Origin of the sequence: Rheinheimera tilapiae, from assembly GCF_042432165.1 — a bacterium.
In the GTDB taxonomy this organism is placed as follows: Bacteria; Pseudomonadota; Gammaproteobacteria; order Enterobacterales; family Alteromonadaceae; genus Pararheinheimera; species Pararheinheimera tilapiae.
In genome coordinates this window covers 390,873-404,478 of the sequence record NZ_JBHLXP010000005.1, presented here as the reverse complement: position 1 = coordinate 404,478, position 13,606 = coordinate 390,873, and the positions used below count along the sequence as shown (strand labels likewise).

Annotated in this window: 16 protein-coding genes and 1 tRNA gene; 10 read left to right on the top strand and 7 right to left on the bottom strand. The window is 49.9% G+C overall.

All coding sequences use genetic code 11. The annotated features are described in order from the left end of the window. Positions 1 to 113: 113 nt before the first annotated feature. Positions 114 to 1,349: an MFS transporter gene (locus ACFFJP_RS18180; protein ID WP_377247628.1), complete on the top strand. Its 1,236-nt coding sequence runs from the start codon at positions 114 to 116 to the stop codon at positions 1,347 to 1,349. On the opposite strand, the gene ACFFJP_RS18175 is transcribed toward ACFFJP_RS18180, so the two are convergent. The 3 genes from ACFFJP_RS18175 to yegD form a co-directional block, all read right to left on the bottom strand. Continuing rightward, on the bottom strand, positions 1,312 to 2,037 hold the full coding sequence (locus tag ACFFJP_RS18175) for a pseudouridine synthase (protein ID WP_377247625.1): 726 nt from the start codon (positions 2,035 to 2,037) through the stop codon (positions 1,312 to 1,314). The two genes, ACFFJP_RS18180 and ACFFJP_RS18175, sit on opposite strands and share 38 nt — an antisense overlap. A gap of 6 nt (positions 2,038 to 2,043) precedes the next feature. Next, the gene (locus ACFFJP_RS18170; RefSeq protein WP_377247622.1) at positions 2,044 to 3,462 is read right to left on the bottom strand and encodes a DEAD/DEAH box helicase; all 1,419 of its coding nucleotides are present in this window, start codon (positions 3,460 to 3,462) and stop codon (positions 2,044 to 2,046) included. A 124-nt stretch (positions 3,463 to 3,586) separates the two neighbouring features. Then, positions 3,587 to 4,894 (bottom strand): molecular chaperone, encoded by a 1,308-nt coding sequence (yegD, locus tag ACFFJP_RS18165; RefSeq protein WP_377247619.1) that lies wholly within the window; start codon positions 4,892 to 4,894, stop codon positions 3,587 to 3,589. 165 nt (positions 4,895 to 5,059) lie between these two features. On the opposite strand from yegD, the gene ACFFJP_RS18160 reads away from it, so the two are divergent. The 4 genes from ACFFJP_RS18160 (at position 5,060) to ACFFJP_RS18145 (ending at position 7,392) form a co-directional block, all read left to right on the top strand. After that, on the top strand, positions 5,060 to 5,653 hold the full coding sequence (locus ACFFJP_RS18160) for a FlgO family outer membrane protein (RefSeq protein ID WP_377247616.1): 594 nt from the start codon (positions 5,060 to 5,062) through the stop codon (positions 5,651 to 5,653). A 27-nt stretch (positions 5,654 to 5,680) separates the two neighbouring features. After that, positions 5,681 to 6,397, top strand: coding sequence for a FlgO family outer membrane protein (locus tag ACFFJP_RS18155; RefSeq protein ID WP_377247613.1), 717 nt, complete (start codon positions 5,681 to 5,683; stop codon positions 6,395 to 6,397). A 172-nt stretch (positions 6,398 to 6,569) separates the two neighbouring features. Further along, on the top strand, positions 6,570 to 7,199 hold the full coding sequence (locus ACFFJP_RS18150; RefSeq protein WP_377247610.1) for a FlgO family outer membrane protein: 630 nt from the start codon (positions 6,570 to 6,572) through the stop codon (positions 7,197 to 7,199). Between the two features lie 117 nt (positions 7,200 to 7,316). Then, a tRNA-Arg gene (locus ACFFJP_RS18145) sits at positions 7,317 to 7,392 on the top strand. A 2-nt stretch (positions 7,393 to 7,394) separates the two neighbouring features. On the opposite strand, the gene ACFFJP_RS18140 is transcribed toward ACFFJP_RS18145, so the two are convergent. After that, positions 7,395 to 8,588 carry a flagellar assembly protein T N-terminal domain-containing protein gene (locus ACFFJP_RS18140; RefSeq protein ID WP_377247607.1) on the bottom strand — a complete coding sequence of 398 codons (1,194 nt, stop codon included), beginning with the start codon at positions 8,586 to 8,588 and terminating at the stop codon, positions 7,395 to 7,397. 114 nt (positions 8,589 to 8,702) lie between these two features. Here ACFFJP_RS18140 and ACFFJP_RS18135 point away from each other — a divergent pair, with 114 nt between their 5' ends. Continuing rightward, complete coding sequence (locus tag ACFFJP_RS18135) at positions 8,703 to 9,200, top strand: LPP20 family lipoprotein (protein ID WP_377247604.1); 498 nt, start codon at positions 8,703 to 8,705, stop codon at positions 9,198 to 9,200. Between the two features lie 41 nt (positions 9,201 to 9,241). On the opposite strand, the gene flgN is transcribed toward ACFFJP_RS18135, so the two are convergent. The 3 genes from flgN to flgA all read right to left on the bottom strand — a co-directional run bounded on the left by flgN (position 9,242) and on the right by flgA (position 10,764). After that, positions 9,242 to 9,673, bottom strand: coding sequence for a flagellar export chaperone FlgN (gene flgN / locus ACFFJP_RS18130; RefSeq protein WP_377247601.1), 432 nt, complete (start codon positions 9,671 to 9,673; stop codon positions 9,242 to 9,244). Further along, the gene (gene flgM, locus ACFFJP_RS18125; protein WP_377247598.1) at positions 9,670 to 9,996 is read right to left on the bottom strand and encodes a flagellar biosynthesis anti-sigma factor FlgM; all 327 of its coding nucleotides are present in this window, start codon (positions 9,994 to 9,996) and stop codon (positions 9,670 to 9,672) included. The genes flgN and flgM overlap by 4 nt, the downstream gene beginning before the upstream one ends. 75 nt (positions 9,997 to 10,071) lie before the next feature. After that, positions 10,072 to 10,764 (bottom strand): flagellar basal body P-ring formation chaperone FlgA, encoded by a 693-nt coding sequence (gene flgA, locus ACFFJP_RS18120; protein WP_377247595.1) that lies wholly within the window; start codon positions 10,762 to 10,764, stop codon positions 10,072 to 10,074. Between the two features lie 142 nt (positions 10,765 to 10,906). Between flgA and ACFFJP_RS18115 the strand changes: the two genes are divergently transcribed. From ACFFJP_RS18115 to flgC, 4 genes are all read left to right on the top strand, one after another. Next, positions 10,907 to 11,836, top strand: a complete 930-nt coding sequence (locus tag ACFFJP_RS18115; RefSeq protein WP_377247592.1) for a chemotaxis protein CheV — start codon at positions 10,907 to 10,909, stop codon at positions 11,834 to 11,836. A 17-nt stretch (positions 11,837 to 11,853) separates the two neighbouring features. Continuing rightward, positions 11,854 to 12,684, top strand: coding sequence for a CheR family methyltransferase (locus ACFFJP_RS18110; protein ID WP_377247589.1), 831 nt, complete (start codon positions 11,854 to 11,856; stop codon positions 12,682 to 12,684). A gap of 110 nt (positions 12,685 to 12,794) precedes the next feature. Further along, on the top strand, positions 12,795 to 13,193 hold the full coding sequence (flgB, locus tag ACFFJP_RS18105) for a flagellar basal body rod protein FlgB (RefSeq protein ID WP_377247586.1): 399 nt from the start codon (positions 12,795 to 12,797) through the stop codon (positions 13,191 to 13,193). Next, positions 13,193 to 13,606, top strand: coding sequence for a flagellar basal body rod protein FlgC (gene flgC, locus ACFFJP_RS18100; RefSeq protein WP_208932143.1), 414 nt, complete (start codon positions 13,193 to 13,195; stop codon positions 13,604 to 13,606). The genes flgB and flgC overlap by 1 nt, the downstream gene beginning before the upstream one ends.

Genomic DNA, 13,606 nt, shown 5'->3' with positions numbered 1-13,606 from the left:
CTCAGAGATCAATTCGGCAAAAGTCGTTATGATACACCTTTTCATCGGAACATCAGCAAGGTCGGCCGCTGTAACACCACAGTCCGACTGGATCTGATACGGAGTATTTACAAATGTATGGCAAAGGCAGCCGGCAGTACCGGCAAATCACCGGAGTCCTTAGCTTTGCCGCTGTGGTGGTCTTTGCCAATCTGCATGCCTTACAGCCACTGCTGCCTGAACTGAGCCGGTTGTTTGTCCTGACGCCGCTACAGGCCAGCTGGAGTTATGCTATTGGTACGCTGACGCTTGGCTTGTCGCTGCTGTTTTACAGCGCTGTGTCCGACGCTATTGGCCGGCGCGCTTTACTCGGTTTCAGTCTGATCGGCATGACCTGCAGCACTTTATTGCTGACGCAGGTTGAATCTTTCAGCGCTCTCCTGTGGGGGCGCGCACTGCAGGGCTTTTTCCTCGGAGGGTTGCCCGCCATCGCTGTGGCATATATGGGAGAAGAGCTGGAGAAACCCGCATTATTCACCGCGGTTGGCCTCTATATCAGTGCCAGTTCTTTAGGTGGCATTTCCGGGCGGGTGCTGGCTGGTTTCAGTGCAGAACTTGGCCACTGGCAGTGGGTATTCTGGTTGTGGAGCCTGCTGTCACTGGGATTGTTGTGGGCATTCTGGCGTTATCTGCCGGTGTCGCAACATTTTATCCGGAAAAAGTTTTCGGCGCGCCAGGCTCTGAGAGACAACTGGTATCACCTGCAGCAAAAAGTCTTATTGCTGACGTTTCTGCTCGGTGGGCTGAATTTTTTTATCTATCTGAATCAATACACTTATATTGCTTTCGTTCTTGCTGAACCACCATATTCGCTCAGTTCCGGCTGGATCGGTTTGTTGTTTCTGACCTATCTGACCGGTACGTTGGGCTCGGCTATTTCAGGAAAAGTCGCGCGACGGATGTCGATCCCGCAGGGCATGGCGCTTGGCGTCATCATTATGATGGCTGGTTCCCTATTTACACTGTTGCCGGGAATTGTCTGGATAGTCGTGGGCTTTTTTATCAGCGCTTTTGGCTTTTTCTTAACGCATAGCCTGGCAACCGGCTGGGTGAATCAACATGCGACACACGCCAAAGCCAGTGCCAGTGCGCTGTACCTGGTTTTCTATTATCTGGGGGCCAGTACCGGCGGCTTGTATCTGCATCTGTTCTGGCAGTGGCAAGGTTGGTTGGGCGTCGTGCTGGGATCGTTATTAGGCTATGCCGTGGCTTTGTGGTTGTGCGCTATGTTAAGGGATTTTGCATTGCCACAAGAGCATGCCAGTTCTGCTGTTAATAGCTCGCCGCCATTGCCACCTGCTGCGGATTGAGCTCTTGCAGTTCCCCGACTGTCAGATCTGGTAGGGTTAAAGCGCCAATCCTGATGCGCTGTAACTGCAATACTTTTAAGCCAAGTTGCCTGCACATATAACGAATTTGCCGGTTTTTGCCTTCGGTCAGCGTCAGTTCCAGTTGAGTAGGGCCTCGACGCTCTGCCATGCAGGGGCGGGCCTCAATCCACTGCGGACCGGCCTGGTAACGTAAACCATGCTGAAGTTGCTGCAACATCGAATTGGTGACGGCTTGATCGACCTGTACCCGATAGGTTTTCTGATGTTGTTGTGTAGGATGTAGTAACCGCTGCGCAAAAGCGCCGTCATTGCTGAGCAATAACAAACCACAACTGTCTTTATCCAGCCGGCCTATGGCGAACACACCCGCAGGCAGGTGCTGCAATATGGTGGCGATGCTGTGCGGATCTGATGTCCGGACATTACAGTCGACACCAACAGGTTTGTGGTAGGCCCAGTATTGCCGCGGCGGTACGGCGGGTAAAGCGCGGCTATCAAGCAGCAGGGTGCTGTCGTTTAACAGCCAGTGAGACAGTTTGAGTGGTGCGGTTGCAGCAGGAACCAGACTCAACCGGCCGGCGTCGAGGAGCGCCTGCTGCGATGCCGGTGGGATACCGGCTTCGGTCAGGCGTTGCCATAAACGCTGGCGCGGAAGTTGGCTCATCATGCCGGATTAGGCAGATGTACCTTGAGGTTTGCGCGCCGGCGCTGGCCGGTTTTGCTGTGGGCGTGGGCTGTTCTGGCCTGCACCTTGTGGTTTGCGTTGACCATGTGGCTGACCCGGACGACCAGCAGGACGTGAGGCGGTATTGCCATCAGCGCCAGTGGCTGCTGCTGGTTTACGCGCCGGACGTGGTGCGCCCTGCCGTGGCGCAGCCCGTTCACCGGCTGGTCCTTTTGGCTGTGGACGTGGCGGGCGAGGTGGCCGTTGGGTCAGTTCTTTGTCATTTAACTGCAGTGTCGGATCAATAGTGATACTGCCTTGCGGGATCTTCATGCCGATCAGCTTTTCGACCTGTTTCAGCTGGCTCACTTCATCCGGATATACCAGCGACACAGCTAAACCTGTCATCCCGGCACGACCAGTCCGGCCAATGCGGTGCACATAATCAGCCGGACTACGTGGCAACGTAAAGTTCACCACATACGGTAACTGGGCGATGTCGATGCCACGAGCGGCCACATCAGAGGCAACCAACACGCGGATCTCATTGGATTTAAAACCGGCCAGGGCTGCAGTCCGCGCATTTTGGCTTTTATTACCGTGAATGGCCGCAGCGCTGATGCCCGCTTCGTTTAACTTATCAGTCAGACGATTGGCTTCATGCTTGGTGGCCATAAAGACCAGCACTTGTTTCCAGTCGTTTTTGGCGATCAGCTGGATCAGCGTGGCTGATTTTTGGCCTTTAGCGACCTGATATACCTGCTGTTCAACTTTTTCAGCGGTGCTGTTTTGCGGTGCCACACTGATCGACAACGGGTTGTGCAGCAGTTTATTGGTGAACTGTTTAATGTCATCAGAGAAGGTGGCAGAAAACAGCAGGTTTTGCCGTTGCTTTGGCAGTAATGCCAGAATTTTTTTGATGTCGTGGATAAAACCCATGTCCAGCATGCGGTCAGCTTCATCCAGCACTAAAGTTTGCACCTGATTGATTTTCAGGGCGTTCTGGCCAATCAAATCTAATAAACGGCCCGGTGTTGCGGTCAGAATATCAACACCGCCACGCAGTGCCTGCATCTGTGGGTTGATGGATACACCACCAAATACCACCAGATGTTTCAGTTTTGGCTGCAGATGTTGGCTATATTTTGCCACTTGTTCACTGACCTGTGCGGCCAGTTCACGGGTTGGGGTCAGGATTAATGCGCGGACCGGGCGTGGATGCGCCACTGGCTGACTCATCAGCTGCTGCAGGATCGGCAGTACAAAGCTGGCAGTTTTGCCGGTACCGGTCTGGGCAGCGGCCATCAGGTCGCGGCCACTCAGCACCGCCGGAATAGCTTGTTGCTGGATCGGAGTAGGCGTGCTGTAACCAGCATCAGTAATCGCCTGTAACAGCTTCGGATCTAAATTTAACGCAGAAAACGACATATCAACCCCAGGTAGCACAGCGCGCCGGGGTGGGGCTGTACGAAAAAGTCGCGCATTCTACCTTGGATGCCGGGCGCTGGCTATCTTTGTGTCAGCATTTCGCCGATTGGCCACTAGTTTGCCGTCAGGCGAAATGCAGGGCCGCCAGCGTGCACAGTCCTTTACCTACAGAACCGAAGCGATCTCCGGCGATTAGTGGGACATCAGGCAGTAATTGCTGCAATTGACGTTTGACTCCACTAGCTGCAGAAGCGCCGCCGGTTAAAAAAATCTGATCGGGAATAACTCCGGCGGCTGCCAGGCAATCACTGATCAACCCCCTTAAACTATTCATTTCGACATAAAGCGCATGATCCAGCATGGCATTGTCCAATACAGTACCGAGGCTTGGCTGTAATCGGTCCAGATTGACCTGCACTTGAGCTGCTGTTGCGAGGCTAATTTTGGCTTGTTCCGCCTGCTGTACCAAATAATAACTCAGGTGCTGCTGATACAAAGTCTGCAGCAATGCTACCTGCGCCGGTGCTGCGGCTATCTCCAGCAATTTACTGATCTCTTTTGCGGTAGCACTTTGATAAAACTGCTCCTGTGCATAGATATCGATAATGTTGACCGCATCACTGAACAAAGCAGAGGGAAGCGGTTTACCGTTTTGCGCCAGACTGCCGCGGCCCAATAACGGCATCAGGCCATAAATCGCCAGTTTGATATCCATATCGACGCCACCGAGGCGCCGGCCGGCGTGACTGAGTAAATCGGCGCTGCGGTCGGCCTGATGTGCACGACTTGGACCTAAGCGGATCAAACTGATGTCGGATGTCCCGCCACCAATATCAACGACCAGCACCAGTTGTTCAGATGTTAACGTGCGTTCGTATTCAACAGCGGCGGCGACTGGTTCATAGGCAAACTGAACCTCACGAAAACCAGCGCTGGCCGCTGCGGCGCGCAGTAATGTTTCGGCGCGGGCATCGCCATCGGCGCCATCAATCCCCTGAAAATGCACAGGCCGGCCAATCACGGCAAATTCGGCATGCTGCTGGCTGCTTTGGTCAGCGCATTGGTGAATATGCGATAGCATCAGACCACACACTTGCTGATATAGCTGAGTTTGCAGCGGATTAAGTCTTGACCCCAACATCGATTTGGGGGAACGGATAAAAATGCCGCCGAGGGGGTCGGTACTATAGCGGTCATGTGCAGCCTGGCCCAGTAAAGCCATCTGTGGTTGTCGTAACAGTTGAGCCAGTGACGGCTTTTTCTGGCTGTCATCTTCAATGTCGTAGCTGTCCGGCCAAGGGAGGTACAGCGCCGAACTTAAATATGCTGACCCGGCTTCCAATGCCAACAATTCCGGTTGCGCTGATTGGCTCAGTCGCCCGGCTGTGCAGTTAGAGGTGCCAAAGTCGATACCGAGATAAGATGAATGCATAACGTGCTGAACCCTGAGCTTTGCGCCAAAAAAGCGCCGCAGTATACCGAAGCACCCGGCATACCCCAAATTTCTGACGGATAATTTTGCTCTGACTGACACTCTGGCAGGTTTTTTGCTGAATCTTTGTCAATTCAGCGGTTTTTTTATTTGTCCGGGGGTTCCATGCGACATTCCTGCTTAATCCTGCTGGCGCTGAGCGCCAGTTTGGCGGCTTGCCAGCAACAACCAGATCGGCAGGAATCTGCCGCTATGGTGCAGGAAGTGGCCGTTGGGCCCATCTTGATGTACACCGAGCGGCTGGCTGGCAGATTATTTGCCGGGGTGCAACCTTTGCCAAAGGGAGCGCTCGCCGTGGTTAGTTTTACCGAGTTGCGCAGTCTGACGCCGGATCCATATAACCTGTCACAGAACCTGCTCGGATTACAATTGCAGGAAAGCATGATCGCCGTGGCTTCGCAGCGTGGTTATCAGGTCAAAGAGCTGCGGGCAGGCCAGGCGGTTGAAGTCTTTAGTGATCACGAACGCTTGCTGACCCGTGATTTAACTGACCTTGCTACGCAACAGGCTGTGCGTTACATCATCGTCGGTACGCTAAACCAGGCAGAACAGTACACTACAGTAAATGCCCGGATGGTCGATATACAAACCAATACTGTTGTGGCAGCCGCGTCAGATCTGATCCCGGCTGAAGTGCTGGGCGCCACTGAACAAGTGCAGCTGCGGCAACAAAAGTTATATCGTCAGAGTGACAATTAAGATCGCCGGAATAAATTGGAACCAACTATGAAAAAAATTCACAGTCTTTTGTTGTTATGTCTGGCCATGTTATCCGGTTGTGCCAGCTGGGAGCGTTATTCGCTACTGACCGGAAATGATGACGCGGAATCGGAAGTCGCCTTACAAGGCCCGGCAAAGCAGTCGTTAAAACCGCAATACTATGTTAGTCCTGCCTTGTATAACGGTGAGGCTTATCAGGCTACTCAGCAGGCCGCTCAGAAGCTACAGTCACAGTATCAACCACAAGCCGCCGTGAACGTGAATCACTATGTGCAAAGTATGATGCATGATCTGGTGGCCAATCTCGATTTAGTCAATCCGCAAATGGTGATTGGCATGACCAGTTTTGTTTACCTCGACGGTCCTTATGATCAAACGGATTTGCTCGGCAATCAATTATCAGAAAGCTTTATGCATGAAGTGCATCAGTTTGGCCTTGGTGTGATTGACTTCAAAACAACTGATTACATCAGGGTCACACCGCAAGGCGATTTTGTGTTCAGCCGCGATTTTATGGAACTCAAAGAAGAACAGCCGATTGAGTTTGTGCTCGGTGGCACGCTAGTGCGTCATCAGGGCGGGACTTTGATCAATGCGCGGCTGGTGTCCGTGGCCAGTAAAAAAGTTGCTGCAACTGCGCAGGGTTTTATTCCACAACAGGTTGTCGACGCACTCTATCAATCAGGTGGTTCAGAAAAACTATTACTGAAGCAGGGTGAATAAAATGAAAAGAACAGCGTTGAGCTTGATGTTACTCAGTTTGTCTGGCTGTGCTCAATGGTGTGAGTGTGACAAACAGAGTCGGTCTGTTTCTAACTCAACCGTGCCAGTAGCACCCGAACAGACTAGTACCACCGCTGTTGGCACTGACGGCTATGTACTGCAAGACAAGCCTATGGCTGAAGCGGAACCTGTCGGCACTATCATCCGGCCATCTCAGCTGGATATGGTCGCCAACGACCCCAACGCCAGGCCATTTTTGCCGCTCGCAACATCTCAGCCACGACTGACTCGCAAGATGCTGCCGTCGGAGTTTCCGGTCGCAATAGAAGGAACTACGGTACCGGCTTCGGCATACCCAAATTTGCAACATAGTAAGAAGCAGCTGACAGATTATGCCGGCCAGCTTGGTTTCAAACTGGCTGCATTTGATGTATTAAAAGGTGCCAAAGTAGGTGTAACCAGTTTTGTTGAATTCGACGATAGCCTGCAGAACAGTAATGCACTTGGAAATCAATTCGCTGAAGCAATGGCGACGACACTGCCGCAACACGGCGTGGAAGTGATTGATTTTAAACTGACCAAAAAGATAACTGTCAGCCGGGAAGGGGATTTCGCTCTATCCCGAGATGTTCGTCAGTTATCTGAAAAAGCAGGCATGGATTACATCCTGGTTGGCACACTGGTGACAACACGTCGTGGAGTGCAAATCAATAGCCGGGTAGTGTCGGTCAGAGGCCAGCAAGTGGTCGCCGCAGCTTCAACCTTGTTACCCCATCTCGTACTGCAACAAATTCAGCCTTGAAACTACTCAGAGTCGGTCAATTCACAGATGCCTGTTCGTGCAGGCGCTGTTAATTTAATCTGTTGATTTCAGAGAGATTCACAGCAGTGCGGCCATCTGGTAGACTCTGTACTCTGCTGCCTCGTAGTTAAACTGGATATAACGGGTGCCTCCTAAGCGCCAGTCGTGAGTTCGAGTCTCGCCGGGGCAGCCAGTTCAGTCTTCTGTTATATCTGCCTCGTCGCCAAAATCATCCAGCGGTTTGCGGTTTGGCATAGCCAAGTCACCTGCTTGGATGTTGGCCAATAAATCAGCATTGACGCTCTCTGCCCACGCCGCTTCACTGCTCAGCTGCGTAATTTTTACCGTCAGCTCAGTGACAGCCAGTAAAGGTTGGATCCGCCCAAAGCTGTCTGGGACTTCGCGGCGATGGACCAGTTTGAAAGTGTCACCAATACTGGCGCCATGCGCTTTGCCAATACTTAGCAGGACTTGATTTTGTTTCACCTGTATCACTTCGGCTTGTAGTGGTTCGCAACGAATTGCTTCTTCCACATCCATCGCCGCCGCGTTTAAAATTCGTTCTGCTGCCTGACCATAGGGAGTCTCCCAGAACCGAAAGTAGTCTGGGTCGAGATTAGTGGATTTTCGATGGGACCATAACGCTGTGGTTTGGTATTTTTGACTGAAAACGGTACGTTCTTCAGCCAAATCAAATACCTGCACTTGCAAATGGTAATAGCGGTCTCGATCAGCGTCAGTCCAGAATGTCCAGTTTGTCCCTGTGGTGCCGCCCAACGAAACGTCTTCAATACTGGCGCTTAACACATAACGGGCGCCAAGCTGTTGCTGTAGCGCTTTACGTTCTAGATAACTCAGTGCAGTGACATCAATCGGATTGTTGTAGGCTGCAGGCCAGCTGCTATGGCCAACTTCTTCCAATTTACTGCTAAATACCTTGCCACTGACTTTACCGATATTAAACAGATCGCCGACAATCGCCTGCTCTGGTATTGCCAGTCTAAACGGTGTGATTAATAATTTTTTGCGGTACGCCATCGTTGGGCAAATTGCTTCTGTCGGCTCAATATCGGCCCTGATGGTTACTTCAAAATAACCATCGCGGGTCATTTCAGAGACTAACTGCACATTTTGTACTTCACCACTACTTTCAACCTGCAGGCTTTCTTGCGTCAATAATCCGTCAGTCACTTGCTGAACGCTACGGATACTGACACCGGCAAACAGCAAAGCGCGCTTTACCGCGTCTTCAGTTGCCTGCGCACGAGCTGTCGCTTCATCACCCTGCCTGATCATTGCCCGGCCGGTGGTTTCGTACCACTGTGCCGTCGCGGGCAGGGCAGAGATCCCGAGCAGAGCAGGGATCCACAATTTGGCTGATGATGACATAACACAACTCCGCATTCCGATATTGAAGTGATTAAGCAAAGACTATGCCTTTGCCGCAGAATTTCTGTGCGCATAGCAGTGTTGGCGTGATTTCTGCAAAGTTTTGGCCGTCATGTGCTGGAATTGTATGCCACACACTTACTTATCCGGAGAATTCAGATGCGCCTTATGTTTATCTTTCTTAGCCTAGGACTGCTGTCTGGTTGCAGCATGTTTTATGACCGCGAAGTTCAATGGGAAACAGTCCCGCCAAAAACATTCCCCGTGCTTAAAGCGGTAGGTTACGCACCGTTAGCTGAGCAAAAAGCCGACAGTGCGGAGCAGCGGATGCTGATGGCGATCAAAGCATCTAAATTAGAAGCATACCGCGAGCTTGCAGAGCAGGTGTATGGCCAAAAAGTGGACTATAAAGTGACGATGCAGCAAGCGGTGATTGGTAATGACAAACTGAAAGCCTCAGTGCAGGGCATTATCAAGGGCGCTCGCGTTGTAAAAACCTACCCGGTCGGTGAATTTTATGCAACCGAGATGGAATTAGATTTCAAACAGGTATACGAAATTTATCAGAACTCAGCGCCTGTAAGACGAATCAAGTCAGTAAAATATTATTAAGTGGGATAACAAACAGAAGTGATATTGACGGCGTGATTCTGTCAGGCTTTGATGCCTTTGCCGACCGAGTCAAGGGACGGTTTACCTTTAGCATTATAAGTAAGCCCCGACTTACCGCGCTGCTGCAGTAGCTCATGTTTAAAGCGTTCAATTTTCAATTGGCTTTGCTCTAATGTCAGTCGGTTTATTTCATTTTGTTCTTTGCAGAGTAGTAACACGCTATCAATGCTGCGTACCTGGCTGATCAATGGCAGCGCTGTTTTCAGCTGTGGTAAATCCGGGTGGCTAGCGATCTGTTGGTCCAACAGCTGAATTTGTTCAAGTTGCCGAAGTTTGACAGTAGAGTTTTCTTCAAGAGCGGCAATATCACGATTACTGATGGCGCTGAGCTCTTGCTTTAAAAGCAACAAAAGCACATCGAGGTGCTCTTGTTGTTGTGTCAGTAAGGAAAGTACAGGGGGCTGACTGGTCATTTTTTACCGAACAACTCGCCTTCAAATTGAACAATGCGACGTGCTAACTGTTCTACGTTCACTTTATACTTGCCTTCAGCAATCGCCTGCTTAATCTCGTCAACTTTTTTATGGTCAACGCCCGAACTATTACTGGCCTTTTCTTGTGCTTTGGTAAATTGCTGCGCCTGGCTGGTCAAAGACACAGAATCCTGACGTTGTGCAGGTTGACTAATAGCAGTCTGCTGCTGTGCAACTTGTTGTTGTTTCTGGATATTTTGGTCAACTTTATCAGTTTTCACCGTGGTGGTTGCCGGCACCGTTTGATTCACATTAATAGACATTTTGACACCCCATTGACCTGCTGGCCTCTTCCTTGACCATTTTAACGGCAGCTCCTGCTGAAACTTTAGGACTATTTACAGATTTATCGCGACTCTTTTCACTGCAGTGACGCTGGCCTGAACCTTGCGCCCCGAATTCAGATTTTGTACCTGAATGTTGTCGCCTAAACTGCCGTCAGATAACGCTTTGCCGCTGGTTGCAACGATCAGACTACCAGAGATCCCTTCAATTGTAACCATATCTCCCTTACATACAAGGCAAAGATCCTGCAGAGTTAATATCTGTCCACGACTGACTGACCTTTTGGTCCTGGCGCCGTCCAGCAGTTCAGTATCAGTGACGACAGCCCCGCGGCTAATAAGCTGGTCTCTCGTTTCTAGTTGGATCATTTCTTTGCTCAGAATAACGCCCGGTGCCAATTGCCGGCGGCTGACAACAACCTCTTGCATCTGACTTACTTTTGCACTTAAGTAAATTTGCCAACCCAGCTCGGTTTCACACAGTACTTTTATACTGTTCTGAGTTTGTAACTTAGGATTGACCAGACTGAATTGCAGAGGAACAGCACATTCCCGATCCTTACTACGCGCGTCCAACGGATGTACGCGGACTAGAGCTTGCTCCGATCCAACGCTTTGCTGCAGCCAGTGCTGGGCAGCAGCAGTCAAATTGTCCGGTGAATATATTTCGGCTAAGGCCACACCATGCTGAAATCCGAGCAACAGAGCCAGCGTACTTAACTTGTTGAACTTAAAATTGTCGTACATTTTCATATGGTTTCGGCTATGCTTTATCGACAAAGGGGAATAACATACAGTTCTTTGTATTTTCAGTACTTTGCTGCAGATACTCTCTACTTACACGTAGGTCTGCAAGAATCGATCCGAACTGTTTTGCTTGGAGTCTTAAATGGCGAGTATTCTTGATTCAGTCAATCAGCGCACCCAATTAGTCGGACAGAACCGCTTAGAGTTATTGCTATTCCGTCTCGCTGGCCGTCAAAGATTTGGCATTAACGTATTTAAGGTGCGTGAAGTTCTGCAGTGCCCACCACTGACAGCCATCCCAAAACGGAATAAATTTGTCAGAGGGATCGCTCACATCCGTGGTCAGACTATCTCGGTCATCGACCTCAGTCTGGCAACAGGCGGACGGCCGATTGAAAATACCAAAGACAGCTTTATTATCATTGCAGAATATAACCGGTCCGTGCAGGGGTTTTTGGTCAACTCAGTTGAGCGCATCATCAATATTAATTGGGAAGCGATTATGCCGCCACCGAAAGGGACGGGCGGTCGCCAAAGCTATTTAACTGCAGTGACGGAAATCGATAAAGAGCTAGTTGAAATTATCGACGTTGAAAAAATCCTGGAAGAGATCTCGCCGTCACCAACCGCAGTCAGTAACACTTTTGAAACCCAGACCATCCAACAGGATCTTGGTGATCGGATTATTCTCATCGCTGATGATTCTGCGGTTGCACGAAATCAGGTAAAACGTGCATTAGACAGTTTGGGAATTGCAATGCATTTGGTGAAAAATGGCCGGGAAGCACTAACTTACCTGCAAGAAGTTGCCGCCCAGTGTGATCAGTCAGTAACCGAGAAAATCGGTTTGATGATTTCCGATATCGAAATGCCTGATATGGATGGCTATACCCTGACGGCGGAAGTTCGTCTCGATCCTAAGCTCAAGCCACTGCATGTTATTTTGCATACATCACTCAGCGGAGTGTTTAATCAGCAAATGGTGCAAAAAGTTGGTGCTGACGACTTCATTGCCAAGTTTAATCCGGATGAATTGGCTGAGTCAGTACGTAAATGGTTGCATACTGAATAACTTGCGGAAACAGACGCGTGAATAAAGAGCTGCACGACAGCGAGTACAAAACCTTCCGGGATTTCCTTGAGCAGCAATGCGGGATTGTGCTTGGGGAGAATAAACAGTATCTGGTCAAAAGCCGGCTTGCGCCTTTGATGATGCGTTTTAATCTTGAGAGCTTGTCCGAGCTGGTAAATAAAACGCTGAGTCCGTTTGAACGCCAACTCAGGTCAGCCGTCATTGATGCGATGACTACTAATGAAACCTTATGGTTTCGTGACACTTATCCCTATGAACTACTGAAAAAACAAATTTTTCCTGAACTTGAGAAAGATCACCGTAATGTCAAAATCTGGTCGGCCGCTAGCTCCAGTGGGCAAGAACCTTATTCAATTGCGATGACAGGTCTTGAGTATCAACAGATGCGCCCTGCAGCATTCGGTTTAGGTGTTCACATATTGGGGACGGATATATCCAATACGATGCTGGAACATTGCCAACGTGCTGAATACGATGGATTAGCATTGTCGCGTGGATTGTCGCCGGAGCGCCGTACTAAATTTTTTGAAGATAGTGGGAATGGCATGATGCGCGTGAAGGATGCTGCTAGGCGTAATGTCAGCTTTCGACATTTGAATCTGCTTGATAGCTACACATTGCTTGGTAAATTTGACATCATTTTTTGCCGCAATGTACTGATATATTTCTCGCCTGAAGTTAAAGCAAAAATTATCCGTCAGTTTGCACAGGCTCTGAACCCAAAAGGCTTCCTTATATTGGGCGCTTCCGAGTCTTTATCCAGCACCAACAATGACTTCGAGATGATCCGCTGTAATCCAGGTATCATCTACCGCCGCAAAAACTAGGTTTTGCTGACAACAAAACCTATTTTCACTTCAACACCGTTATAAATCTGACACCGCTGTTGGCCTGACTCTTGCTAACAAACCAATAGGGTTTGATGAAGGGGCAGGTCATGGCCATCAGTTTTAATAACGCATTTGGTTTACATGAGCAGGGGACGTTACTACGTGAACGTCGGACTGAGTTGTTAGCTAATAACATCGCCAACGCAGATACACCTGGCTACAAAGCGCGCGATTTAGATTTTCATACTGCGCTGACAAATGCGCAGGCGCGGCAAACTGGGTCTCTGCATCAATCTGACGTCAATCACTTTGATATTTCTCCATCCACTCGGCACGAAGTGCTATTCCGCAACGCAGATCAAACCGACACTGGCGATGGCAATAGCGTGGACATCCATCGAGAACGCAATGCATTTAGTCAGAATGCCATGGAATATCAAAGCTCCCTTCAGTTTTTGAACAGTAAAATTAGTGGATTAAAGAAAGCTTTAGGAGGGCAATCCTGATGAGCTTATACAGAGTTTTTGATATTGCCGGAACAGGATTGACTGCACAGGCCCTGCGATTAAATACGACTGCCAGTAACATTGCCAACGCGGAAAGTGTCAGCTCAAATTTAGAGTCGACCTATCGGGGCAGGCATCCGGTGTTTGCAGCTGAGTATGACAATGCAATGTCGGAACAAGGCGCTGGCGTTAAAGTACTTGGGGTCGTCGAGAGTGATGCACCACTGAATAAAGAGTACAACCCGGCCCACCCGCTCGCAGATGAGAACGGATTTATCTACAAACCAAATGTAAATGTGATGGAAGAGATGGCCAACATGATTTCTGCATCACGCTCTTATGATGCCAACGTGCAGGTCGCTGATGCAGCAAAACAAATGCTGAGCCGGACTCTGACCCTTGGTCAGCGTTGA

What these genes read in the sequence shown, in the direction of transcription:
- flgM (WP_377247598.1), bottom strand. Translation starts at nt 9,996, where the DNA reads ATGTCTATTAATGTGAATCAAACGGTGCCGGCAACCACCACGGTGAAA.
- ACFFJP_RS18180 (WP_377247628.1), top strand. Translation starts at nt 114, where the DNA reads ATGTATGGCAAAGGCAGCCGGCAGTACCGGCAAATCACCGGAGTCCTT.
- ACFFJP_RS18175 (WP_377247625.1), bottom strand. Translation starts at nt 2,037, where the DNA reads ATGATGAGCCAACTTCCGCGCCAGCGTTTATGGCAACGCCTGACCGAA.
- flgB (WP_377247586.1), top strand. Translation starts at nt 12,795, where the DNA reads ATGGCCATCAGTTTTAATAACGCATTTGGTTTACATGAGCAGGGGACG.
- ACFFJP_RS18140 (WP_377247607.1), bottom strand. Translation starts at nt 8,588, where the DNA reads ATGTCATCATCAGCCAAATTGTGGATCCCTGCTCTGCTCGGGATCTCT.
- ACFFJP_RS18170 (WP_377247622.1), bottom strand. Translation starts at nt 3,462, where the DNA reads ATGTCGTTTTCTGCGTTAAATTTAGATCCGAAGCTGTTACAGGCGATT.
- flgC (WP_208932143.1), top strand. Translation starts at nt 13,193, where the DNA reads ATGAGCTTATACAGAGTTTTTGATATTGCCGGAACAGGATTGACTGCA.
- ACFFJP_RS18155 (WP_377247613.1), top strand. Translation starts at nt 5,681, where the DNA reads ATGAAAAAAATTCACAGTCTTTTGTTGTTATGTCTGGCCATGTTATCC.
- yegD (WP_377247619.1), bottom strand. Translation starts at nt 4,894, where the DNA reads ATGCATTCATCTTATCTCGGTATCGACTTTGGCACCTCTAACTGCACA.
- ACFFJP_RS18115 (WP_377247592.1), top strand. Translation starts at nt 10,907, where the DNA reads ATGGCGAGTATTCTTGATTCAGTCAATCAGCGCACCCAATTAGTCGGA.
- flgA (WP_377247595.1), bottom strand. Translation starts at nt 10,764, where the DNA reads ATGTACGACAATTTTAAGTTCAACAAGTTAAGTACGCTGGCTCTGTTG.
- ACFFJP_RS18160 (WP_377247616.1), top strand. Translation starts at nt 5,060, where the DNA reads ATGCGACATTCCTGCTTAATCCTGCTGGCGCTGAGCGCCAGTTTGGCG.
- ACFFJP_RS18150 (WP_377247610.1), top strand. Translation starts at nt 6,570, where the DNA reads ATGGCTGAAGCGGAACCTGTCGGCACTATCATCCGGCCATCTCAGCTG.
- flgN (WP_377247601.1), bottom strand. Translation starts at nt 9,673, where the DNA reads ATGACCAGTCAGCCCCCTGTACTTTCCTTACTGACACAACAACAAGAG.